A 20,581-nucleotide genomic window follows, 5' to 3' on the forward strand; every position below is an offset into this window, starting at 1 on the left:
GCAGCACGACGGCGCTCCCGTTCGGAGGGTCTGTCAAGTGGAAAAGAAATCATGTTGATTGGAGAACTCGCCTTCTACGGACTCGTCGGTGCCGTCGCGGCGGTCGCGTTCGTGGGCTCGGCCCTCTGGACGCGGCGGCACACCGGCGCTCGGTTGCGGTACACGCTCGTCGCCCCGTACGTGACCGGCGCTCTCGCGCTCGGATACGTCGGGATGTCCGGCGAAGTACTCACGCTGGTCGCCGCGAACGGCCGACCGGTCCCGGTCTCGCGGTTCCTGGTGTACCTCCTGACCTACACCGTCGTCGTCGGCTACGTCGGGCTGTTGGCCGACGCCGACCGCCGGACGACGCTGCTCGGCTGCGGGTGTATCGTCGGGTTCGTGCTGGCGACGATGCTCAACTGGCTGTTCCCGGCACCAGTCGGTACCGTCGGAAAGGCGGTGACACTGGTCAGTATCGTGGGTCTGCTCTGGATACTGTTCCGACCACTCACCCGGGCCGCCGCCGACGTTTCGGGCCCGCGACGGCTGGCCTTCGGCAAGCTCAGGAACCTCATGGCACTGCTCATCCTGGGCTATCTCGTCGTCGGGCTGACCTCCCGGCAGGGTCTGGGCCTGCTCGACGCCTTCACCGGCGTCTACGTCGGCGGCTATCTCGACGTGATGGGGCACCTCGGCTTCGCAGCGATCGTCCTTCGCTCGGCGGACGCCATGGAGGAACTGGCCGCCGACCGCGCCTCGCCGCTGGCGTACGTCCGCGGCGGACACTCGGCGGTGTCGGGCGGGAGCGGGGACGCGGACATCGACATCGACACGGACCCGGAGGGGGGTGACTGACGTGGACCTCGACGACTACGTCCCGGAGCGGATCAGGTCGCGGTACAGCCTGAAGATGGTGGCGACGCTCGGCCTCGTGCTCGTCGTCACGCTGGCCTCGGGCGTGTTCTTCTACGCCCACGTCGCCGACGAACTCCAGACGTCCGCCGACGCCGACTTCAGGGACCACGTCGACGACGGCGCGACGGTGACGGAGCTGTGGGTCGAGTCGAAGGGGGACCTGACCGGCGGGCTCGCGGGGTCGGCCGCCGTCGCGAGCGGTGATGCCGACCGGATCGGCGAGGCGCTCGCGACGGCGGCCGCCCGCGACGGCGTCGCCGCGGCCCACTACGTCGACCGGGAGAGCGGCGAGGTGGTAGCCAGTTCCCGGGCGAGCGCGGTCGGGACGACGGTCGAAGCGGCCGCCGACGGAGCGGGCGTGACGGCCGGCGAGCCGACGGCGAGCCCGACCGGCGACGGGCGGGTCGTGCCGTTCGCGGCACGCGCGGACGGCGACCACCGCGTGGTGGTCGAGGCGACCACGGCGTCGCTGCGCGAGCGGTTGGGCGACGGACGCTACGCGACGGCCATCGTCGCCGGCGACGCGGTGGCGGTCGAGTCGGACGGCGACGGGAACGACACGGCGGCCCGGCGACTGGTCGCGGACGCGGAGAACGCGAGCGCGATCACGACGGGCGCCGTCGGCGAGGAGACGTACGCGGCGACGGCGGCGTCGGTCGCGGGCGCGGACTGGCAGGTGGTCGGCTACGCACCGACGAGCGTCCTGTACGACGACCAGGGGACGGCGACGGCGGCCATCGTGGCCCTGCTGTACGTGATCGCGGTCAACCTGGGCGTGCTGGGGATCACCGTCGGCGGCAACCTCGCGCTGGCGCTCCGGCGGCTGGCCGAGCGGGCGGGCGAGATCGGCGGCGGGAACCTCGACGTGGAGCTGGCGACGGACCGCGAGGACGAGGTCGGGACGCTGTACACGGAGTTTGCCGGGATGCGCGACTCACTTCGGGACTCGCTCGAAGAAGCGCAGGCGGCCCGGGCAGAAGCCGAGGAGGCCCGCGAGGAGGCCGAGGCGCGGGAACTCGAAACCCAGCGGTTCAACGAGCGACTGGAGGCCGAGGCGGAGCGGTACAGCGAGACGATGGCGGCGTGTGCCGACGGCGACCTGACGGGTCGGCTCGACCCCGAGATCGACAGCGCGGCCATGGAGTCCATCGCCGACTCGTTCAACGAGATGGTGGCCGAACTCGAGCGGACCGTCGCTGACGTGACCGAGTTCGCCGACGAGGTCGCGGCCGCGAGCACGGACGTCGGGGAGAGCGCCGCGGACGTCGAGGACGCGAGCGAGGAGGTCAGCAGTTCGGTCCAGGGGATTTCCGAGGGCGCCCGCGAGCAGACCGCGGACCTCCAGGCGACCGTCGACGAGGTCAACGGGCTGTCCGCGACCGTCGAGGAGGTGGCGGCGACGACCGACGAGGTGGCGGGCCAGTCCGACCGCGTCGCGGAACTCGGTGCCGACGGCCGCGAGCGCGCCGAGGAAACCATCGACGAGATGCGCGCCATCGAGACCCGGACCGAGGCGGTCGTCGACTCCATCGAGGCGCTGACCGACGAGATCGAGACCATCGGCGAGGTGACACAGCTCATCGACGACATCGCGGACCAGACGTCGATCCTCGCGCTGAACGCCAACATCGAGGCCGCCCGCGCCGACGGGGAGGGCGAGGGCTTCGCGGTCGTCGCCGACGAGGTGAAAGACCTCGCCGAGCAGACCCAGGCGGCCGTGACGGACATCGAGGAGATGGTGAGTTCGGTCCAGGAGACAGCCGCCGAGAGCGCCGAGGGGGTCCGCGAGACCGAGCGGCGGGTCGCGGCCGGGACCGAGGCCGTCGCGGACCTCACGGAGTCGCTCGAAGCCATCGTCGACGGCGTCGACCGGGTCGACGAGGGACTACAGAACATCAACGACACGACCGACGAGCAGGCGGCGAGCGCACAGGAGATCGTCTCGATGGTCGACGACGTGGCCGCGGTCTCCGAGGAGACGGCCCAGCAGGCCGACACCGTCACGAGCGCCGCGCGAAACGCCTCCGAATCCATCAACGAGGTCTCCGGTGCCGCCAGCGACCTCGCTGAACGCACGCGGGAACTCCGGACGATGCTCTCGACGTTCGAGGTCGACGCCGAGGACGCGGCGGCCGACCGGCCGACGCCGGCGACCGACGGCGGTGCGTCGGACGCCGCGCCCGGCGGGACCGACGGGACGTAACCGCCGAACGGTTTTTGCCCCTGGGGAGCGCGGTGCCGGTATGGCAGCCGGAGACGTCTTCAGCGTCCCGCCGACGCCGGACCTCCACTACGTCGACACCGGGATGTACGACACGACCGAGTACGGTTCCGTGTACCTCCTCGACGCCGAGCGCCCGGCGGTCGTCGACACGGGGACCGGCGCCACCGTCGACCGGATCCTCGACGGCCTGCGCGAGGTCGGCATCGCGCCCACCGACCTCGAAGTCATCGCGCTCACGCACGTCCACCTGGACCACGCCGGCGGCGCCGGCCACCTCCTCGAGGAGTGCCCGAACGCGACGGTCGTCGCCTACGAGCGCGGCGCGGGCCACCTCCGGGACCCGGACCGGCTCGTCGCGGGCACGAAGGCGGTCGTCGGCGACAACTGGGAGTTCTACGCCGACCCGAAGCCGATTCCCGACGACCGACTCCGGGAGGTCGCCGCCGGCGGGACCGTCGACCTCGGCGACCGCGAACTCCGCGTCCACCCGGCGCACGGCCACGCACCCCACCAGGCTGTCTTCGAGGAACCGTCCTCGGCGACGGTCTTCACGGCCGACGCGGCCGGCATCTACGTCCCCGCGATCGACGAGGTCAGGCCGACCTCGCCGCCGTCGGACTTCGACCTCGAGAGGGTACTCGGGGACGCCGCGATGATCGACGGCCTCGACCCGGAGGTGCTCTGTTACGGCCACTTCGGCGCGGCGCGGGCGGACGACCGTCTGCGGGAGTACGCGAACGTCATCGCGTCGTGGGTGGCCGCCGTCGCGGCAAAGCGGGCGGAACTCGACGACGACGAGGCCGTCGTCGAGCACTTCGGCGAGACGGCACCCACGATCGCCTCCTGGGGCGAACGCCGCTCCCGTGTCGAGGGCGTGCTGAACGCACGGGGCGTGGTGAGATACCTCGACGAACGGGCGGCGGCGCATACGAGGTAGGCCACCGGGGCCAGCGAAGCCACGTTCCGTCGCCGTTACCGCTCGTCGAGGAGTGTCTCGGCGGCCGACACTGACTCGGCGGTGTCGAGCCAGTAGGACTCGGCCTCGGCACCGACCTCGGCGAACTGTTCCTGGCTGGAGGCCGCCGCCGGCGGGACCCTGACGGCGGCCGCGAGCCCCTGGTCGGCGAGGTACTGTTTGCCGCGTTCCAGTTCCTCGGCGGCGCCGGGGTCGCCGATCTGGAGTTCCTGGAGGTCACTGACCATCTCGAACCCCTCCGCGAGGACCCCCGCGGCGTCGATTATCTCCTGGGTGACCTCGGCGGCCTCCTCCTCCTCGAAGAACCCGGAGAGTTCCATGTACACCCTGTTCGCTGACTCGTCGACGTCTATCGACCACTCGCCCATATCGGGTGTCCAGGGGACACCATCAAGAAACTTGCTTGCGTGGCGAAAGTTCAGGCGCGATCGGGCCACCGGCGTGGCACCTGCGGCCGTCGACGCCAGTGGTCAGGCCTGCTGACGGCGCTTTTCGAGCAGTTGTTCGGCCTCCTCGACGGAGTCGGCTTTCGCGACGGCGTAGCCCTCGGCGTCCTCGCCGGCGCGGTCGAAGCGCATCTGCCCCGTCGGCGACTCCGAGACCACGCGGACGACGGCCGCCATACCGCCGTCGGCGAGCGCTCGCTTGCCGCGTTCCGTGTGTTTCATCGCCTCCTCCTCGGCCGGCACGAGGTCCGACATATCGTTGATCAGGTCGAACCCGTCGTCGAGTCGCTCGGCGACCTCCTCGCAGGCATCGGCGGCCGCGGCGTGCTGTTCCGCGTCCATCCGGCCGGACAGCGTCAGGTAGGCCCGCTGTTTCTCCTCGTCGACCTCCATGTCCCAGTGTGACATACGCGATTACTGATGATCGTGGTGAATAAACGTTACAGTGCGGTTTTCAGCGTTGATAAGATCTACTCGCGGCGGCTGTCCAGCAGTTTCTCGGCTTCCGCGACGGTTTCGGCCTTGGCGACCGCGTAGCTCTCGGCGTCCTCGCCGGCGCGGTCGAACTGCATCTGGCCGGTCGTCGACTCCGCCATCACGCGGACGACGGCGGCGACGCCGTTGCTGGCGATACCTTTCTTGCCGCGCTCGATGTGTTCCATCGCCGCCGGATCGCCCGGCTGGAACTCCGAGAGGTCGTTGATCACCTCGAAGTCCTCGTCGAGCCGCTTCGCGCCCTCGATGGTCGCATCGGCCGCCGCCTCCGCCTGTGATTCGTCGACGTGGCCGGTCAGAGCCAGGTACAGTCGGTTCGTTCCCTCGTCGATGGACACCGACCAGTTCGTTCCGTCCCGTCCCCAGTCTGTCATACGTTAACAATCAATGAACTGCGACAAAACCCTTCCCCCGTCGTTTTCAGGACTGATAGCAGATGGGTCCTACTCCCCGTCGTGGACCATCGCGTCGTCCCACGAGAGGTCCTCGTCGTCCCCGCCGGCGTCCGTGTCCGCACTGTCCACGTCGTCGGTCGTGTCCGGCCCCGCGTCGGCGCCGTCATCGTCGTGGACGGCGGCATCGTCCCACGAGAGGTCCTCGTCGTCTCCCCCTTCGTTCCCGTCCTCCGTGGCATCGTGGACTACCGCGTCGTCCCACGAGAGGTCCTCGTCGTTCCCGCCGGCGTCCGTGCCGTCGCCTTCGAGGTCGAAGTCGGCCAGGAGCGCGGCGAGGTCGGTGGCCTGGTCGGAGATACCCTCCATGTTGTGGGTCACCTCGGAGAGGGCGGCAGCCTGTTCCTCGGTCGCGCCCGAGACCTCCTTGGTCTCGCTCGCGGTCTCCTCGCTGAGGTCGGCCACGTCCTCGACCAGCGCGACGACCTCCTGGGTCGTCGCCGCCTGGTCGTCGGTCGCCTCGTTGATCGACTGGACGCCGGTGTTCGCGTCCTCGACGCGGTCGGCGATCTCGTCCAGGGCCTCGATGGCCTCGTCGACGGTCTGCATCCCGCTGGAGACGCGGTCGCCCATCTCGCGGACGCCGTCGACGGCCGTCGCCGTCTCGTCTTGCACCGTCTCGATCCGGGCGCTGATGTCCTCGGTCGCCTGTCCGGCCTCCTCGGCGAGCTGTTTCACTTCGTCGGCGACGACCGCGAAGCCCTCGCCAGCCTCGCCGGCCCGTGCAGCCTCGATAGAGGCGTTCAGCGCGAGGATCGACGTCTGGTCAGCGATGTCGTCGATCACCTCCACCACCTCGCTGATCGCGTCGATCTGGGATTCGAGCGTTTCGACCTGCTCGATGGTATCGTCGGCGGTCTCTTCGATGCCGTCCATCTCGTCGATGGCCGCCGCGGCCGCGTCGCTGCCCTCGCGGCCGAACTCGGCGGCCTCCTGTGAGATCGTCGCGACCTCGTCGGCCGACGAGGCGATCTCCTGAACCGTCGCCGAAAGGTCCGTCATCTGGTCGACGACGTCCCCCAGGTGGTCTTCCTGCTCGCTGGCGTTGGCGGTGATCTCGTCCATCGAGGAGCTGACGTCCTCGCTGACGTCTTTGACTTCCCGGGTCGCCGCCGTCATCTCCTCGGTCGTGTCGTCTACCTCGTCGGCGAACGCCTCCAGTTCCTCGACGGTGTCGGCAAAGCCCGCGATCAGGTCGTTGAACGCCTCGGCGGCCTCGCTCATCGTCTCGCTTCCCCGGTTGGTGTCCAGCCGCTGGCTCAGATCGCCCGCGGCCGCCGCCTGCATCGCGTCCCGGAACTCCGCCGCCGACGCCGCGCTCGGCCCCGCCGCCACCGACTCGGTCCCACCGTCCGCCGACACCACGTCGGTCGGCGGCTCCGCGTCCCGACCGGGCCCGGTCGACTCCGCGTCCGAGTCGGCGGCAGCGGAACCGTCGATCCCCGTCCCGTCGTCGCCCGCCTCGACGATGTGAGTCTCGTCCCCGTCCGTGGCGTCGTCGCCCCCGGGCTCGTCCGTCGCCGTGACGTCCGCGCTGGCAGCGTCGTCCGCCCCGGCCGCCGAATCGGCGTCCGGCGGTTCGTCGGCCGGAGGGCCCGACTCGGCCTCGGCCGGCGCCGACTCGTCGGCGGCCGCGTCTGCTGAGCGTGACGATGTCGCCTTTGCCCCCGAGTCGTCGGTCAGGTCCACGCGGTTCGGCGCCGACGGGTCCGGCGACTCGCCACCGGCCCGCCCGTCGGTCCACTCGGATCGCAGAGACTCGAAAGCCCGAAGAACACGGCTCGGGAGACTCATACGAGAACTATCAGCAAACCCGGCATATATATGTCAGCCCCTGATTATCGATGGCGATATCGGAGGGGGAACCGTCGACCGTAGACGGGGCGGGGGAGCGGGCACGGGAACGAGGGAGCGGGCACGGGAGCGAGTGAGTGGGCTTAAATCGAGGGCGTTCGTTGACCGGGGTGATGGAGGGATCGACGTGGCCGCCAGTGAAATAATCGTCTTGGTCGCGGCCATCATCGGGATCGGCGTCGTGGCACAGTTGCTCGCGTCCCGGTTTCGGGTCCCGAGTATCATCTTCCTCATCTCCGCTGGCGTCGTCCTCGGTCCGGAGGGGTTGGGGCTGGTCACGCGAGCGACCTTCGGCGAGGCCCTCCCGGCCATCGTCGGGCTCTCGGTCGCCATCATCGTCTTCGAGGGCGCGTTCCACCTGCGGCTGGACCGCATCCGGGAGGCCCCGGCGGCGACCCTGCGGCTGGTGACCGTCGGCGCGGCCATCGCACTGGTCGCGACCGCCGGCGTCGTCCACCTGGTACTCGGTGCCGACCTCGATATCTCCTTTCTCATCGGCGCCCTGCTGGTCGCGACCGGCCCGACGGTCATCACGCCGATCCTGAACGTCGTACCGGTCCGGGACCGGGTGGCGGCCGCCCTGGAGACCGAGGGCATCATCAACGACGTGAGCGCGGCGATCATCGCCGTCGTCGTCTTCGAGGTCGTCATCCTCCGGGGCCAGGCCGGGCAGGCGTTCGTCCGCGACTTCGCGAGCCGGCTCGGCATCGGCCTGCTCGTCGGTGCCGTCGTCGCCGGGCTCATGTACTACGTCGTCACCTACGTCGACCTCTCGCGGGGGAACGCTCCGCAGCTGGCACGCCTGCTCGTGCTCGCTGGCGCGCTGGTGTCGTACGCGGCCGCGAACAGCATCGCCAGCGAGGCCGGCGTCGCCGCCGTCGCGACCTCCGGGCTCCTGCTCGGCAACGCCGACGTGCCCTACGAGGACGAGATCGCGGCGTTCAAAGGCGACATCACGCTGCTCGTCCTCTCGGTCGTTTTCATCTCGCTTGCGGCGCTGTTGCAGTTCGAGGACCTCATCCGGCTCGGGCTCCCCGGGCTGGCAGTCGTCGCCGCGATTATGCTCGTGATCCGGCCGCTACTCGTCTTCGTCTCGACCATCGGCGACCGGTTCACCACCCCCGAGAAGTTCTTCATGAGCTTCGTCGGCCCGCGGGGGATCATTCCGGCCTCGGTCGCGACCCTCTTTGCCGTCGAACTCCAGAGTGAGGCCCAGACCCTCCGACAGGAGGCCGCAGCCGCAGTGGGCGGCAACGCCGGGAGCGTCTGTGGCACCGGCGGCCTGAGCGGCGAGGCGGCCACCCTCTGTGCGGAGGCCGCGACCTTCGACGCACAGGCACAGTTGCTCGTCGGCACCGTCTTTCTGGTCATCTTCGCGACGGTCGCCCTCGAGGGCGGCTTCGCGCGTTACATCGCCGAATACCTCAACGTGATACCAATGCGAGTCATCATCGTCGGAGGCGGTCAGGTGGGCCGTGCGCTCGCCGAACGCCTCCAAGACCGTGGCGAGAACGTCGTCATCGTGGAACAGGACGAGGACGCAGTCGAACGGACGCGAAACGAGGGGTACACCGTCGCCTGGGGTGACGGGACCGACACCGACGTCCTGCGCGAGGCGGGGGTCGCCAACGCGAAGACGGTCGTCGCCGCCACCGGGGACGACGACGTGAACCTGCTCGTCGCCCAGCTATCGAGCTCCAAGTTCGACGTCGATACCATCCTCGCACGCGCGAACAACCCGGACAACGTCGATGCCTTCGAGGACCTGGGCGTCCGAACGATCTCCGCGGCGATGGCGACCGCGTGGGCGCTCGACAACCAGATCGAGCGGCCGGCGCTGGCCCACTGGATGACCGACATCGGCCGGGACGGCGACGTCCAGGAGGTCGAAATCACGAACGGCACGTTCGTGGGGCGGACCGTCAGGGAAGTCGGCCCGGACCTGCCCGAAACCTGTCTCATCGCGCTGGTCGACCGCGACGGCGAGGTCAAAGTGCCGGGTCCGGAGTTCACCCTCGAAAAGGGCGACCGGATCACCCTCCTCGGGAGCCGCGAGGCCGTCCGCGAGGCCATGCAGATGTGTCGGGGCGACTCCAACGCTTAAGCCCTCCCCCCCACTCTGTGGGGCCATGACCGACCTCGATCTCGTGTTGATGAGCAGCGACCACGACACGGTCGACAGCGTCGCCGAACAGGCCGTTCGCGCCGAAGAGCACGGATTCGGCCGCGTCTCGATGGGCGAGACGACCGGCTGGAACATCGTCCCCGTCATGACCGTCATCGCCGAGCGCACCGACGACATCGGTATCTCGGACGACGTCATCTCGCCGTTCTCGCGGGCCCCGACGACGCTCGCCCAGACCGCGCTCACCCTCCACGACGTGACCGACGGCCGCTTCCGCCTCGGCCTCGGCCCGAGTTCCCCCGCCATCGCCGAGGGCTGGCACGCCGGCGACTTCGAGCGCCCGCTCCGCCGGCTCCGGGAGACCGTCGACGTGATCCGGGAGGTCTACGACGGCGGCGACGTGGACTACGACGGCGAGGTCTACGACGTGGGCGGCCTGAGCTACGACCGCGACGTGCCCGACGAGCCGCCGGGGGTCGACCTCGCGACGCTCGGCCCGAAAGCGACCGAACTCGCGGGGCGGTTCGCCGACGGCTGGGTGCCACAGCTGTTCACCCCCGACGCCCTTCGCGACCGCCTCGAGGACCTGGAGCGCGGGGCGGACCTCGGCGACCGCGACCCCGACGACCTGCGGGTCAGCCCCATCGTCCGCACCTGCGTCAGCGAGGACCGCGAGTACGCCCGGGCGATCACCCGGCAGATGGTCGCGTTCCTCATCGGCGCCTACGGCCCCTTCTACGGCGACTCGGTCGCCGAGCAGGGGTACGAGGAGATGGTCGCCGAAATCCGGTCGGCCTGGGAGGACCGGGACACGGCCGCGATGGCCGACGCGCTCACCGACGAGGCGCTGGACGAACTCGCCGCCGCCGGGACCGCCGACGAGGTGTGCGAGCGCATCGAGCGAATGGGGGCCGTCGACGGCGTCGACGCGGTCCGGGTCGGGTTCGTCGGCGGCATGACCCAGGAAGACAAGGAGACGACGATGGCCGCCCTCGCCGACCTGTAAATATCTTCCGTGCTTTCACGTCGTTTCGGGCGTTTTCGAGCCACTTTCTGGGGTCGGGGCCGGCGAAAGAAACTGCTATGAACGCAAACGGTTCTGAACTGGCCTGGAGTATCGGACGCTTATAGGAGTCGGAAGAACTTACTAGTGAGTGCGAAGACCACATGACGCGCCCTACCCCCCCAACCGGCGACGAGACGGACAGTGAGCGTTCCAGGTACGCACAGTTCAGGGCCGGTGACGCGCTCATCGTCTACGAGCGCGACGACACGAGCCGCTGGATCGAGTCCGACTACACCGTGTCGGTCGCGGACATGCGGTGACCCCCTCCCTGGACCGGCGACCCCCCGAACGCGTATCCACTCGCACCGACCCGCGTCTGCCGACCTGGTTCTTAAACAACAGCGGTTGACTTGCCGGTTATTTATGACCCCGGGACCCTAGGTCGAGAGTGTCAATGATCCACGGGAAAGGGCCCCTGCTCAGCGTCGACGTTGGGCAGCGGACGACGGACGAGGAGAACATCGACGACACGCTGCAGTCGTTCATCGGCGGACGCGGTGTGGGGACGAAACTGGGACACGAACGGATTCCGTTCGACGCGGACCCGTTCGGGCCGGAGAACCGGCTGATTTTCACCACCGGGCCGCTCCAGACCTCGACGATGAGTTTCACCGGCCGAATGAACTGTACCGGTCTCTCGCCCCTGACCGACGGCCTGCTGTCGTCGAACGCCGGCGGATTCATGTCCCGCCCGTTCGCGGACACCGGCTACGCGGGCGTCGAGATCACAGGCGAGAGCGACGACCTGGTCGGTGTCCACGTCCGGGACGACGGCGTCACCTTCGAGGCGGTCGACGACCTCGAGGGCGCGACCGTCGACGAGGTCATCGAGTACATCGACGAGGAGCACGACCTGGAGGACAGCAACACGGCCATCGTCGGTCCCGCCGGCGAGAACGAGGTCCGGTTCGCCTCCATCATCACCTCCGAACACCGCGCGTTCGGACGCGGCGGTCTCGGCGCCGTCCTCGGCGCGAAGGGCGTGAAGTTCCTCACCTTCGACGGTGACTCCCGGCCGGAGATCGAACTCGACGAGGAGGTCACGGAGGCGATCCACCAGGAAGCCGCCACCTCCGACAGCCCGATGAAAGACGCCGGCACCGTCTCGGTGTCGTCCTACGCCAACGCCGTCGAGGCGATCCCGACGAAGTACTTCGAGGAACTGTCGTACGACAAGATGGAGGACATCGGCTCCTCCGCCGTCATCGACCACAAGTACAAGAAAGGGACCTGCTCGTCGTGTGCCTTCGCCTGCAAACTCCCGACGAAAGACGAGGAGACGGGCTTCACGACGGAGGGGCCGGAGTACGAGACGGTGATGGCCTTCGGCTCGAACGCCCTCGTCGACGACTTCGTCGATATCATGAAGGCGAACGACAAGTGCGACGAGCTGGGGATGGACACCATCTCCTGCGGTGACACCATCTCGGCGTATCTCGCGGCCAACGACGAGTTCGGTAACGAGGAACTGATGCTCGATCTGGTCGAGAAGATCGCCTACCGCGAGGAGGAGGGAGACCTGCTCGCGGAGGGCATCGACCGCATCCACGACGAACTCGGCGTCGAGAACTGGACGATGAAGGGCATGGAGTTCTCGGCTCACGACGGCCGCACGCTCAACGGGCAGGGACTCTCCTTCGCCACCTCGAACCGCGGGGCCGACCACATGTACGCCGAGATGTACAACCTGGAGTACCCGCTGGTCTCGCCCAACGAGGCCCTCCCGAAGGAGGGCGTCGACGGGAAGTCGGAGACCCTCATCGAACACGAGAACCTCAACGCGGTCAAGGACAGCGGCGTCCTCTGTAAGTTCTCGTTCTCGAACATGGGCGAGGAGCGCTACGAGGCGCTGTTCCAGACCGACTACGAACACCTGCTCGACGTGGGCGCCCGGATCGTCGAACTCGAACGGCACTTCCACAACGAACGCGGCAAGGACCGGGCCGACGACGAAGCACTTCCCTACGAGATCGAGGGGCTCGAAGACGAACTCACGAACTACTACGACCTGCGCGGCTGGAACGAGGACGGCACGGTGCCCGCCGCGAACGTGCGCGGGAGCGAAGCCGCCGGCGACTGAGCGCGACCCGAGTCGCCGACGGACTCAGAACGTCTCGGCGTCCTCTTCGGGTTCGTCGTCGCGGAGCCAGGGCGTCCCCTCGCTGTCGCCGCCGGTCTTGTAGACGCCGCGGGCGGTCGCGACGTGATGGTCGGCGACGTCGTACACGTCGATGCTCGCGACGGCGACGCTGCCGCCCTTCCGGATGACCTCGGCCTCGGCGAACAGGTCGTCGGTCGCCGGCGCGAGGTAGTCCATCCGCATATCGATCGTCGGGGCAACGTCGCGAGTCAGGGAGATGACGGCCGCGCCGCCGACGGTGTCGGCCAGCGAGTAGGTGACGCCGCCGTGGGCGACGCCGCCGCCCGGGACGGAGGCCAGTTCCTCGCGCATCTCGACTTCCCCCTCGGCGTAGCCCTCGTCGACGGCCGTGATGTCGATGCCGACGAGGTTCGTGAACGGCATATACGAGAAGACTTCCTTGACGTCCATACCGAGTGTTCGACCACCGAAGTATAAGCCTTCAGAACCCGAACGACCGTTCAGCGACCCGCTGCGCGGGCCGGGTTCGGGGGGACCGGGACCACGCGCCACCGCGAGGTTGGGACCACATGCCAGTGAACACGACACGGGGGACGACACGTGCGGCCGACGGGAACGGGACAGCCGACGTTGCGGCCGCCAGCACGGCGACGTACGGACAGCAACGACCGGACCGAGGTGAACAGCCGTGACGATGCGGTACTTCACGTTCACCCTCGTCCCGCTTGAGGAGCGGGACTTCCACCCGCTGACCGCCGCGTTCCAGGCCCACCCCGACATCCGGCCCGAGGGGATACCCTACATCAATCTCCTGGAAGACGACACCGGCGTCGCGCTCTTTGGCCTCCGCGGGAGCGAGCCCGCCGTCTCGGAGGTGCTGACCGGCCACGACGACGCCCTGGAGTGGGAACTCATCCCCGGGGACGCCGGCTTCTACATCTACGCCCACTTCGCGGCCCGCGAGCCGGCCGTGAGCCTGTTGGGCCTGCTCGACGAGTACCAGCTCGTCCTCGACCTCCCTATCCGCTTCACCGCGGAGGGCCACATGCGCGTCACCGTCATCGGCCGGGACGACAACATCAAGGAGGCCCTGCTGAACGTCCCCCCGTCGGTCAACGCCGAGGCCACGGAGATGGGCGAGTACCGCCCCGACGACGGCCGCGCCGTCGCCCGCCTGACCGAGCGCCAGCGCGAGGTGCTCGAAGCCGCCGTCGAACTCGGCTACTACGAGGTCCCCCGCCAGGCCACCTACGAGGAGATCGCCGAGGTCTGTGACTGCACCGTCGGCACCGTCGGCGAACACCTCACCCGCATCGAGGCCCACATCATGGGCAGCGTCGTCCAGTAGGGCCGGCCCATTCGCACGGTGCCGGCCGATGGCCGCCCGGGTTCAGTCCAGCGCGGCCGCGAGGTCGTCGAACAGTCGTTCCTCGCGGTCCGCGAGGTCGTGGATGGCCGCCGCGGCGTCCTCGAGGAGCGGACCCATCTCGGCGGGGTCGCGTTCGCTCGCTTCCTGCAGCGTCTCGCCGGCCGCCGTCCAGTCGTCGGCGACGTCGTGCATCCGCTCGCCGGCATCGGCCGGGAGCGCGGGGACGGCCTCGCTCGCGGCCCCGAGGAAGTCGGCGTACAGCCGCCGGAAACAGCCCCCGCCGGTGCCGCGGCGCTCGACGTTCTGGTAGGCGAATCGGACCGTCCAGCCCGGGTCCGGGAGGTCGGTCCACGACGGGAGGTCGTCGGCCAGTGCCCGGATGCCAGCCAGACCGTGCTCGCCGGGACCGAGTTCGCGGTCGACGGTCGCCGGGTCGCGGACGTAGGCCGCCGTCTCGCGGACGGCCGCCTCGACCGCTGCCGCAAAGGAGCGGTCCGGTACCGGGTCGGTGACGACGAGGTGTCGGAGCGGTCGGGGGAGCATCCAGTCGGACGTCATCGCCGCCCTGAGGCGGTCGGCCGGGAGCCGCTGTGGCTCGGGGAACTCGCTGTCCGAGAGCAGGACGGTCGCGTCCTCAGCGTCCGACCTTTCAGTATCGTCCTCGTACCCGACTGCCAGGAACGAGTGGGGCGCGAAGTGGGTGTCGCTCCCGTAGTAATCGAGGTAGTAGATGTCGCCGAAACACAGCACGGGGCGGCCGTCGTCGATTTGCTCCCGAATGGTCGCCCACGCCGTCTCCCAGTCGGGGGCCGCGCGGTGCTCGTACCCGATGCCGCAGTGGTCGAAGAAGGCCGCCTCCAGAAAGAGCGGGCGGCCGAAGAAGGCGCGGTGGGGCGAGTCCGGCAGTTCGTAGTAGGTGAACCCGAGTCCGGAGGCCAGCCCGAACGCGGTCGGTTCGTCGTACCCCCAGTCGTACAGGTCGGCGAGGTTCCGCAGGGAGGTCGAACCACAGTGATCGCCGGGGCGATGATCGTAGGCGTCGACGCGGTGCATACCGGAGTCTGGAGCGGGGTCGCGAAAAAAGTAGGCGGTGAAAAAGCTCGCCGTCGCGTCTAGGGCAGGCGGAACTCGATGGCCGCACCCCCACCTTTTTCAGCTCGGGTTCGCGCTCCGCGCGAACCGCTCGCGCAAAAACGTGGGCGAAAAAGCCGAAGACTCGCTTCGCTCGTCTTCGGTGACTGCTCTAGGGCAGGCGGAACTCGATAGCTGCGCCCTGGCCGAAGCCGACACATTCCGTCGCGAGGCCGAGGTCGGAGCCGCGCTTGTTCATCTCGTGGACGAGCGTGACGGGCAGGCGGGCACCGGAGGCGCCGAGCGGGTGGCCGATGGCGATGGCGCCGCCGTTGACGTTGTAGATGTCGTCGTCGAAGCCCAGTTCCTGCTGGCAGTAGTAACACTGCGAGGCGAAGGCCTCGTTGAGTTCGACCAGGTCGTAGTCCTCGGGGTCGCGGCCGGTCCGCTCACAGAGGCCCTCGACGGCCGGGATGGGACCGATGCCCATGACGCGCGGGTCGACGCCGGCGACGTTGTTGGAGCCGACCTCGGCGAGGATGTCCAGGCCGTGGTCCTCGGCGAAGGCCTTGCTCGTGATCATCGTCGCGGCGGCGCCGTCGGAGATCTGACTGGAGTTGCCGGGCGTGACCGTCCCCTCGGCCTTGAACACGGTCGGCAGGCCGGAGAGCTTCTCGGCGGTGGTGCCGCGACGGAGGCCCTCGTCCTCCTCGACGGTGATCTGGTTGCCCTCGTCGTCGTGCCCCTCGATGGGGATGATCTCGTCGTCGAAGCGACCCTCGTCGGTCGCCTCGCAGGCGCGCTGCTGGGAGCGGGCGGCGTACTCGTCTTGCTCCTCGCGGGACACGTCGTACTCCTCGGCGACGGCCTCGGCGGTCATCCCCATCTGGAGTTCGGCGACGTTGTAGTCGTCGTTCATCCGCGGGTGGATGGCGTTGTTCTGACCCATCTGGACGCGGGACATGTTCTCGACGCCGCCGGCGATGAGCACGTCGCGCTGGCCGGCGCGGATGGCGTCGCTCGCGGAGATGATCGACTGGGCCGAGGAGGCACACCAGCGGTTGATGGTCGTCGCGGGCACGGACTCGCCAAGATCGGAGAGCAGCGAGATGACCCGGGCCAGGTTGTTGCCCTGCTCGCTGCGCTGCTGTGCACAGCCCCACAGCAGGTCGTCGACGTCGTCGCCGCTGAGGCCGGTCTCGGCCAGCATCTCGTTGATCAGCGGGATCGACAGGTCCTCGCTGCGGACCTCCGAGTAGACGCCGTCCTCTTTCCCCTGGGGCGTTCGGTACGCTTTGACTACGACAGGTGTTTGTTCTGCCATAGATATCCCAACATGGTCGATAGTGTTAAATCCCGTCGAACTGGTCGCACCTGCACGACGCGTTGTTTCTGCCCCGACACGCGCCCGAGCCGCGGCGCGACCAGTAGCACACTGTTGTTAACTAAAACCTCTTTAGGACTAACAGTTGAAACGAATAGGGCGGCGAGAGGTAACGATCTGTATATTCGGTTGTCGAGTCGAGTCCGAGGTGCTTATATCGCTGCCACGGGAACCATGTGGGGAATGAGTAACGTCGAGCTGGACGTCGTCGAGTTCCTGCTGACAGTGGCGGTCTACAACGGGGACCGCGACCTGGACGAAGACGACCTCCCGGCGGACTATCGCGGGGTGTTCTGGAGCGACGGGCGAATCGAGCGGCCGCTGTCGGCGACTACGACGACCGCAACGGAGGCCACCGGGGTCGACCGCCCCTGGGAGGCCGTCTCGGGGCTGATGTTCACCGATCACGACGAGTTCAGCGGTGATATCTCCTTCACCGACCGCGACATGGCCGAGGAGTGGTTCCTCGACCGCGTCGACGCCGACCGGATCGGCGACAACCCCGTCCTCGCCGCCGCGTTCGGCGACGAGTTCGGCGTCGACCTCGACGAGGCGCGCGAACGGAACCGCCCGGCGCGGGCCGACCGGGCCTGGATCGACGCGATGCTCGACGAGTACTTCGACGACGAGGAGGAAGAGGAGATGCTCGATCTCGTCGACATCCGGGCCCCCGAGGAGGTCGATATGACCATGAACGACCTGGTGCTCACGGCCGACCAGGAAGACGAGATTTACAAGATCGTCAAGGCCATCGAGCACCGGGACTACCTCGCACAGATCGGCCTGCGCGAGATCGGCAAACTCCTGTTCGTCGGCCCGCCCGGAACGGGGAAGACGAGCGTCGCCCGCGCGCTCGCCCAGGAGCTCCAGTTGCCATTCGTCGAGGTGAAACTGTCGATGATCACCAGCCAGTACCTCGGCGAGACCGCCAAAAACGTCGAGAAGTCCTTCGAGGTGGCCCGCCGGCTCTCGCCGTGTATCTTCTTCATGGACGAGTTCGACTTCGTGGCGAAGACCCGGTCGTCGGACGAACACGCCGCCATCAAGCGCGCGGTCAACACCCTCCTGAAGTCCATCGACGAGATCAGCCTCATCGACGACGACGTGCTCCTGATCGGCGCGACCAACCACCCGGACCAGCTCGACGCCGCCGCCTGGCGGCGCTTCGACGAGATCGTCAACTTCCCCAAGCCCGACACGGGGATGCGCGCCGACATCCTCCGCGTGGTGACACGCGACATGGACATCACCGACTTCGACCCCGCGACCCTCGCGGAGATCACCGAGGGGCTGACCGGCTCGGACCTCCGGCTCGTCCTCCGTGAGGCCGTACTGGACGCGCTGACCGAGGAGCGGACGACGCTCACGCAGGCGGATCTGGAGGCGGCCGTCGAGGACTTCGAGGAGCGGGACAACCTCAAGAATCTCGACATGATCGACGGCGACGCCGACGCCCTGGTCGCCGGCGGCGACATCTCCGGGTCGGACGACGAGGCGGAGACCGACCACGCACACGACCACGCCCACGACTGACTGGCGCGAGCCGCGGACGTCGGTGCCGCTTTGTGTCAGTACGTGATGATTTCGTAGTCGTCGGCGACGAGCGAGCGGATGCTGGGGTGGCCCTCGAACTCCGAGAGGACGGCGACCCGCTCGGCTTCGGCGATGGCGTCGCCCACCTCGAACGTGTCCGCGCAGTACTCACAGACCGAGACCGAGTCGCGGGACCGCGGCCTTTAGGCCGCCCCGGGCCCAGGGAGCCGATAGATGGAAGTCACGCTGCTGGGAACCGGCGACACGACCGGCACGCCCACGCCCGGGTGTTCCTGTGACACCTGCGAGCGGGCCCACGAAGAAGGAGTCGAGCGGACGCGCTTCTCGGTCCACGTCCGCAACGAGCGCACCGGCCAGTCGCTGCTGGTCGACGCCAGCCCGGACTTCCGCTACCAGTTCCTCCACCGCGACGTGCCCCTCCCCGACGCCGCCGTCATCAGCCACATCCACTTCGACCACCTCGACGGCCTCGGGAACAGCTACCGGCTCGTGTCCGACCTCCCGGTGTACGCCGCCGACGAGACCGACCCGAAGACCGGCGAGAGCGTCGCCGAGACGGTCCGGCGCCGCTACGACTACCTCGATACGGTCACCGTCGAGGCGACCGCGCCCTTCGAGCCCGTCGAAGTTTGCGGCTTCGAGGTGACGCTCGTCCCCGTCGACCATCCCCCGCTGGTCTGTTACGGCCTCGCCATCGAGGACCCCGAGACCGGCGCGAAACTCTCGCTGACCGGCGACACGAGCTTCGGCATCCCCGAGGAGTCCCGCGAGGTCCTGGCCGACCCCGACCTGCTCCTGGCCGACGGCATCGTCCCCGCGGAGTTGTGCAAACACCACCCCTACGGCGGGAAACACGAGGGACCCGACGGCACGTTCCGGACCTTCGGCACGAAACACATGACCATCGAGGGCGCCGTCGCGATGGGCGAGGAACTCGACGCCGACGAGACGCGAGTCGTCCACGTCGCCCACTTCGTGCCCGTCGAGGAGGCCTTCGAAGACCCGCTCGCGGTCGACGGCGAGCGGTACGAGCTATGAGTTCGCTCACGGACCGCCTCGACGACCACCCGCTAGCGGCCAGCCTCCTGAAGGGGTGTCTCGGCGGGGGCGCCTACGCCGCGGCCGGCTACGTCGCGTCCGGGTCGGTCCCGCTCGTCGGCGCCGCCGCGTTCGGCAGTACCTTCGCCGTCCTGACGCTCGTGTTCGCGAGACGAAACGGCGGGTGAGGTCGCCGCTCGAAACCGGACGGGGACTTTATACCGGCGAGCCCCTGGCGAGGACGATGCCCGACACCGACGACCTCCCCGCCGACCACCCGGTACTCGCGACCGCGGTGACCGCCGTCGTCGGGGCTGCCGGCTACGCCGTCCCGACCGCCCTCTTCGGCCGGGCCGTCGAGCCGGTTCCGATCGTCGCCTTCGCGGTCGGGTTCACTGCACTGTACATGGGGGCCGTCGTCGTGGCGCGGCGCGTCTCCGAGCGGCGGGCGGCGTGAGTGGCGTCCGCGACGGACGGTGTCGACAGTGGAAATCGGGACGGGGAAGGCCGGGTCATGACCAGCGGTCCAGTCCGCTCTGACGGCGCGCTCGTCCCTCGGGATCGGCCCGCCAGGGCTGATTGGCGGCGCGTTCGGCGTCGCGGTCGACCGCCGGCGGATCGGCCGGATCGTACCCGTCACAGTCCGGCCCACACTCGGCGGCCGGGTGGACGAGCCGCCCCTTCCACGCGCAGTAGGGGAGCCCGCCGACGCCATCGCGGTCGCCGACGGCGGCCTCGGCACAGCCGGGGAACTCGTAGGTCCGCCAGCCCTTGCCGTACGCCCGCTCCGCGACCCGGCGCCGCTGGCGGGCCTTCGCGGCGGCGTCGACCGGCCGGACCTCCGTCCGGGCGGCCCGCCGCTCCAGCACGTCGATGCCGGCCTCGTCGGCGGACAGCGGCGTCGGCTCCCGGACCACCTCGCGCTCGCCGGTGTCGGGGTCGAACCGCCAGACTCCGACGGGGTCGGGGAGGCGGTTCAGGTGGGCGCCGGTGACGTAGGACTCGGTGGCGAGGACGACGGCGTCGAGCAGGCCGAGGCTCACGTCCTTCCGGAGCTGGGTTTCGAGGTCCCCTGGCCGGCCGAGGTCGGGCTTGTTCTCGACCCCGACGATGCGGGAAAACCAGTCCTGAGGATAGCGTGTCGTCTGCCGGACGTAGGTGCGACCGTTGCGGCGGTCGCGCTCGAAGAAGCCCAGTTCGACCGCGCGCTCGACGACGGTCTCGGCACGGTCGGGGTGGCAGTCGAAGGCGTCCTTCCAGTAGCGGGCCGTCCCGGGCCCCACGTCGCTCTCGATGGCGGGGGCGGGGATGGTCTGGGGCGTGACCGCCGCCCGGTCGTCGAAGCCCGGGCCGGGTTCGACGAGGACGGTGTCCATCACTCGGCTCCCGTGGGGGGAGGTGCCGAGCTGACGGCTCACGACGGCCTCCCGCTCCCGTTCGAGGTGAGCCGACAGCGCGAGTTCGAAGCCGAACTCCTGCACGGACGAGCGGAGGGTCGCGGCGGGGAAAAGCGTCGCGCTCGGTGGAGC

21 protein-coding genes are annotated in these 20,581 nt (G+C 68.9%); 13 read left to right on the top strand and 8 right to left on the bottom strand.

Annotation, left to right across the window (positions count from 1 at the left end; translation table 11 throughout):
• Positions 1–51 precede the first annotated feature (51 nt).
• Genes MUG96_RS16555 through MUG96_RS16565 form a run of 3 tightly spaced genes read left to right on the top strand, consistent with a single transcriptional unit; the run spans position 52 to position 4,058 of the window.
• Positions 52–837: a bacteriorhodopsin gene (locus MUG96_RS16555; protein WP_246984509.1), complete on the top strand. Its 786-nt coding sequence runs from the start codon at positions 52–54 to the stop codon at positions 835–837.
• Entirely contained in the window at positions 830–3,100 is a 2,271-nt protein-coding gene (locus MUG96_RS16560) for a methyl-accepting chemotaxis protein (RefSeq protein ID WP_246984510.1), read from the top strand. Before MUG96_RS16555 ends, MUG96_RS16560 begins: the two co-directional genes overlap by 8 nt.
• Before the next feature lie 40 nt (positions 3,101–3,140).
• On the top strand, positions 3,141–4,058 hold the full coding sequence (locus tag MUG96_RS16565) for an MBL fold metallo-hydrolase (protein WP_246984511.1): 918 nt from the start codon (positions 3,141–3,143) through the stop codon (positions 4,056–4,058).
• 35 nt (positions 4,059–4,093) lie between these two features.
• Here the strand turns inward: MUG96_RS16565 and MUG96_RS16570 are convergent, their stop codons facing one another.
• The 4 genes from MUG96_RS16570 to MUG96_RS16585 form a co-directional block, all read right to left on the bottom strand.
• Positions 4,094–4,465, bottom strand: coding sequence for a hypothetical protein (locus tag MUG96_RS16570; RefSeq protein ID WP_246984512.1), 372 nt, complete (start codon positions 4,463–4,465; stop codon positions 4,094–4,096).
• Between the two features lie 102 nt (positions 4,466–4,567).
• Positions 4,568–4,951 carry a hypothetical protein gene (locus MUG96_RS16575; RefSeq protein WP_246984514.1) on the bottom strand — a complete coding sequence of 128 codons (384 nt, stop codon included), beginning with the start codon at positions 4,949–4,951 and terminating at the stop codon, positions 4,568–4,570.
• A 62-nt stretch (positions 4,952–5,013) separates the two neighbouring features.
• Positions 5,014–5,412 carry a hypothetical protein gene (locus MUG96_RS16580; RefSeq protein WP_246984515.1) on the bottom strand — a complete coding sequence of 133 codons (399 nt, stop codon included), beginning with the start codon at positions 5,410–5,412 and terminating at the stop codon, positions 5,014–5,016.
• A 69-nt stretch (positions 5,413–5,481) separates the two neighbouring features.
• Positions 5,482–7,284 (bottom strand): methyl-accepting chemotaxis protein, encoded by a 1,803-nt coding sequence (locus MUG96_RS16585; protein WP_246984516.1) that lies wholly within the window; start codon positions 7,282–7,284, stop codon positions 5,482–5,484.
• 187 nt (positions 7,285–7,471) lie between these two features.
• Here MUG96_RS16585 and MUG96_RS16590 point away from each other — a divergent pair, with 187 nt between their 5' ends.
• The 4 genes from MUG96_RS16590 (at position 7,472) to MUG96_RS16605 (ending at position 12,615) form a co-directional block, all read left to right on the top strand.
• Entirely contained in the window at positions 7,472–9,448 is a 1,977-nt protein-coding gene (locus tag MUG96_RS16590) for a cation:proton antiporter domain-containing protein (protein WP_246984517.1), read from the top strand.
• Positions 9,449–9,473: 25 nt separating this feature from the next.
• On the top strand, positions 9,474–10,475 hold the full coding sequence (locus MUG96_RS16595; protein WP_246984518.1) for a TIGR04024 family LLM class F420-dependent oxidoreductase: 1,002 nt from the start codon (positions 9,474–9,476) through the stop codon (positions 10,473–10,475).
• A gap of 161 nt (positions 10,476–10,636) precedes the next feature.
• A complete protein-coding gene (locus MUG96_RS16600; protein WP_246984519.1) occupies positions 10,637–10,795 on the top strand; it encodes a hypothetical protein in 159 nt (52 codons plus the stop codon).
• A 134-nt stretch (positions 10,796–10,929) separates the two neighbouring features.
• Positions 10,930–12,615 (top strand): aldehyde ferredoxin oxidoreductase C-terminal domain-containing protein, encoded by a 1,686-nt coding sequence (locus MUG96_RS16605; protein WP_246984521.1) that lies wholly within the window; start codon positions 10,930–10,932, stop codon positions 12,613–12,615.
• Positions 12,616–12,639: 24 nt separating this feature from the next.
• On the opposite strand, the gene MUG96_RS16610 is transcribed toward MUG96_RS16605, so the two are convergent.
• On the bottom strand, positions 12,640–13,086 hold the full coding sequence (locus tag MUG96_RS16610; RefSeq protein WP_246984523.1) for a PaaI family thioesterase: 447 nt from the start codon (positions 13,084–13,086) through the stop codon (positions 12,640–12,642).
• A 119-nt stretch (positions 13,087–13,205) separates the two neighbouring features.
• Here MUG96_RS16610 and MUG96_RS24175 point away from each other — a divergent pair, with 119 nt between their 5' ends.
• Both MUG96_RS24175 and MUG96_RS16615 read left to right on the top strand, forming a co-directional pair.
• Complete coding sequence (locus MUG96_RS24175; protein ID WP_256465394.1) at positions 13,206–13,328, top strand: hypothetical protein; 123 nt, start codon at positions 13,206–13,208, stop codon at positions 13,326–13,328.
• A gap of 2 nt (positions 13,329–13,330) precedes the next feature.
• Positions 13,331–13,984, top strand: coding sequence for a helix-turn-helix domain-containing protein (locus tag MUG96_RS16615; protein ID WP_246988698.1), 654 nt, complete (start codon positions 13,331–13,333; stop codon positions 13,982–13,984).
• Positions 13,985–14,026: 42 nt separating this feature from the next.
• Here the strand turns inward: MUG96_RS16615 and MUG96_RS16620 are convergent, their stop codons facing one another.
• Positions 14,027–15,058, bottom strand: a complete 1,032-nt coding sequence (locus MUG96_RS16620; RefSeq protein WP_246984525.1) for a BtrH N-terminal domain-containing protein — start codon at positions 15,056–15,058, stop codon at positions 14,027–14,029.
• A gap of 190 nt (positions 15,059–15,248) precedes the next feature.
• On the bottom strand, positions 15,249–16,400 hold the full coding sequence (locus MUG96_RS16625; protein WP_246984526.1) for a thiolase family protein: 1,152 nt from the start codon (positions 16,398–16,400) through the stop codon (positions 15,249–15,251).
• Between the two features lie 243 nt (positions 16,401–16,643).
• Between MUG96_RS16625 and MUG96_RS16630 the strand changes: the two genes are divergently transcribed.
• From MUG96_RS16630 to MUG96_RS16645, 4 genes are all read left to right on the top strand, one after another.
• A complete protein-coding gene (locus MUG96_RS16630; protein WP_246984528.1) occupies positions 16,644–17,993 on the top strand; it encodes an ATP-binding protein in 1,350 nt (449 codons plus the stop codon).
• A 234-nt stretch (positions 17,994–18,227) separates the two neighbouring features.
• Positions 18,228–19,052 (top strand): MBL fold metallo-hydrolase, encoded by an 825-nt coding sequence (locus MUG96_RS16635; RefSeq protein ID WP_246984530.1) that lies wholly within the window; start codon positions 18,228–18,230, stop codon positions 19,050–19,052.
• A complete protein-coding gene (locus MUG96_RS16640) occupies positions 19,049–19,240 on the top strand; it encodes a hypothetical protein (RefSeq protein ID WP_246984532.1) in 192 nt (63 codons plus the stop codon). Before MUG96_RS16635 ends, MUG96_RS16640 begins: the two co-directional genes overlap by 4 nt.
• A 56-nt stretch (positions 19,241–19,296) precedes the next feature.
• Positions 19,297–19,509 carry a hypothetical protein gene (locus MUG96_RS16645; protein ID WP_246984534.1) on the top strand — a complete coding sequence of 71 codons (213 nt, stop codon included), beginning with the start codon at positions 19,297–19,299 and terminating at the stop codon, positions 19,507–19,509.
• Between the two features lie 55 nt (positions 19,510–19,564).
• On the opposite strand, the gene MUG96_RS16650 is transcribed toward MUG96_RS16645, so the two are convergent.
• Positions 19,565–20,533 carry a DUF5787 family protein gene (locus tag MUG96_RS16650; RefSeq protein WP_246984536.1) on the bottom strand — a complete coding sequence of 323 codons (969 nt, stop codon included), beginning with the start codon at positions 20,531–20,533 and terminating at the stop codon, positions 19,565–19,567.
• Between the last annotated feature and the right edge of the window lie 48 nt (positions 20,534–20,581).

Origin of the sequence: Halorientalis marina (assembly GCF_023028345.1) — an archaeon.
Taxonomy (GTDB): domain Archaea; phylum Halobacteriota; class Halobacteria; order Halobacteriales; family Haloarculaceae; genus Halorientalis; species Halorientalis marina.

Coding starts and splice junctions, on each gene's coding strand:
- MUG96_RS16555 (WP_246984509.1), top strand. CDS start 52: ATGTTGATTGGAGAACTCGCCTTCTACGGACTCGTCGGTGCCGTCGCG.
- MUG96_RS16565 (WP_246984511.1), top strand. CDS start 3,141: ATGGCAGCCGGAGACGTCTTCAGCGTCCCGCCGACGCCGGACCTCCAC.
- MUG96_RS16570 (WP_246984512.1), bottom strand. CDS start 4,465: ATGGGCGAGTGGTCGATAGACGTCGACGAGTCAGCGAACAGGGTGTAC.
- MUG96_RS16575 (WP_246984514.1), bottom strand. CDS start 4,951: ATGTCACACTGGGACATGGAGGTCGACGAGGAGAAACAGCGGGCCTAC.
- MUG96_RS16580 (WP_246984515.1), bottom strand. CDS start 5,412: ATGACAGACTGGGGACGGGACGGAACGAACTGGTCGGTGTCCATCGAC.
- MUG96_RS16585 (WP_246984516.1), bottom strand. CDS start 7,284: ATGAGTCTCCCGAGCCGTGTTCTTCGGGCTTTCGAGTCTCTGCGATCC.
- MUG96_RS16595 (WP_246984518.1), top strand. CDS start 9,474: ATGACCGACCTCGATCTCGTGTTGATGAGCAGCGACCACGACACGGTC.
- MUG96_RS16600 (WP_246984519.1), top strand. CDS start 10,637: ATGACGCGCCCTACCCCCCCAACCGGCGACGAGACGGACAGTGAGCGT.
- MUG96_RS16605 (WP_246984521.1), top strand. CDS start 10,930: ATGATCCACGGGAAAGGGCCCCTGCTCAGCGTCGACGTTGGGCAGCGG.
- MUG96_RS16610 (WP_246984523.1), bottom strand. CDS start 13,086: ATGGACGTCAAGGAAGTCTTCTCGTATATGCCGTTCACGAACCTCGTC.
- MUG96_RS24175 (WP_256465394.1), top strand. CDS start 13,206: ATGCCAGTGAACACGACACGGGGGACGACACGTGCGGCCGACGGGAAC.
- MUG96_RS16615 (WP_246988698.1), top strand. CDS start 13,331: ATGCGGTACTTCACGTTCACCCTCGTCCCGCTTGAGGAGCGGGACTTC.
- MUG96_RS16620 (WP_246984525.1), bottom strand. CDS start 15,058: ATGCACCGCGTCGACGCCTACGATCATCGCCCCGGCGATCACTGTGGT.
- MUG96_RS16625 (WP_246984526.1), bottom strand. CDS start 16,400: ATGGCAGAACAAACACCTGTCGTAGTCAAAGCGTACCGAACGCCCCAG.
- MUG96_RS16630 (WP_246984528.1), top strand. CDS start 16,644: ATGAGTAACGTCGAGCTGGACGTCGTCGAGTTCCTGCTGACAGTGGCG.
- MUG96_RS16635 (WP_246984530.1), top strand. CDS start 18,228: ATGGAAGTCACGCTGCTGGGAACCGGCGACACGACCGGCACGCCCACG.
- MUG96_RS16640 (WP_246984532.1), top strand. CDS start 19,049: ATGAGTTCGCTCACGGACCGCCTCGACGACCACCCGCTAGCGGCCAGC.
- MUG96_RS16645 (WP_246984534.1), top strand. CDS start 19,297: ATGCCCGACACCGACGACCTCCCCGCCGACCACCCGGTACTCGCGACC.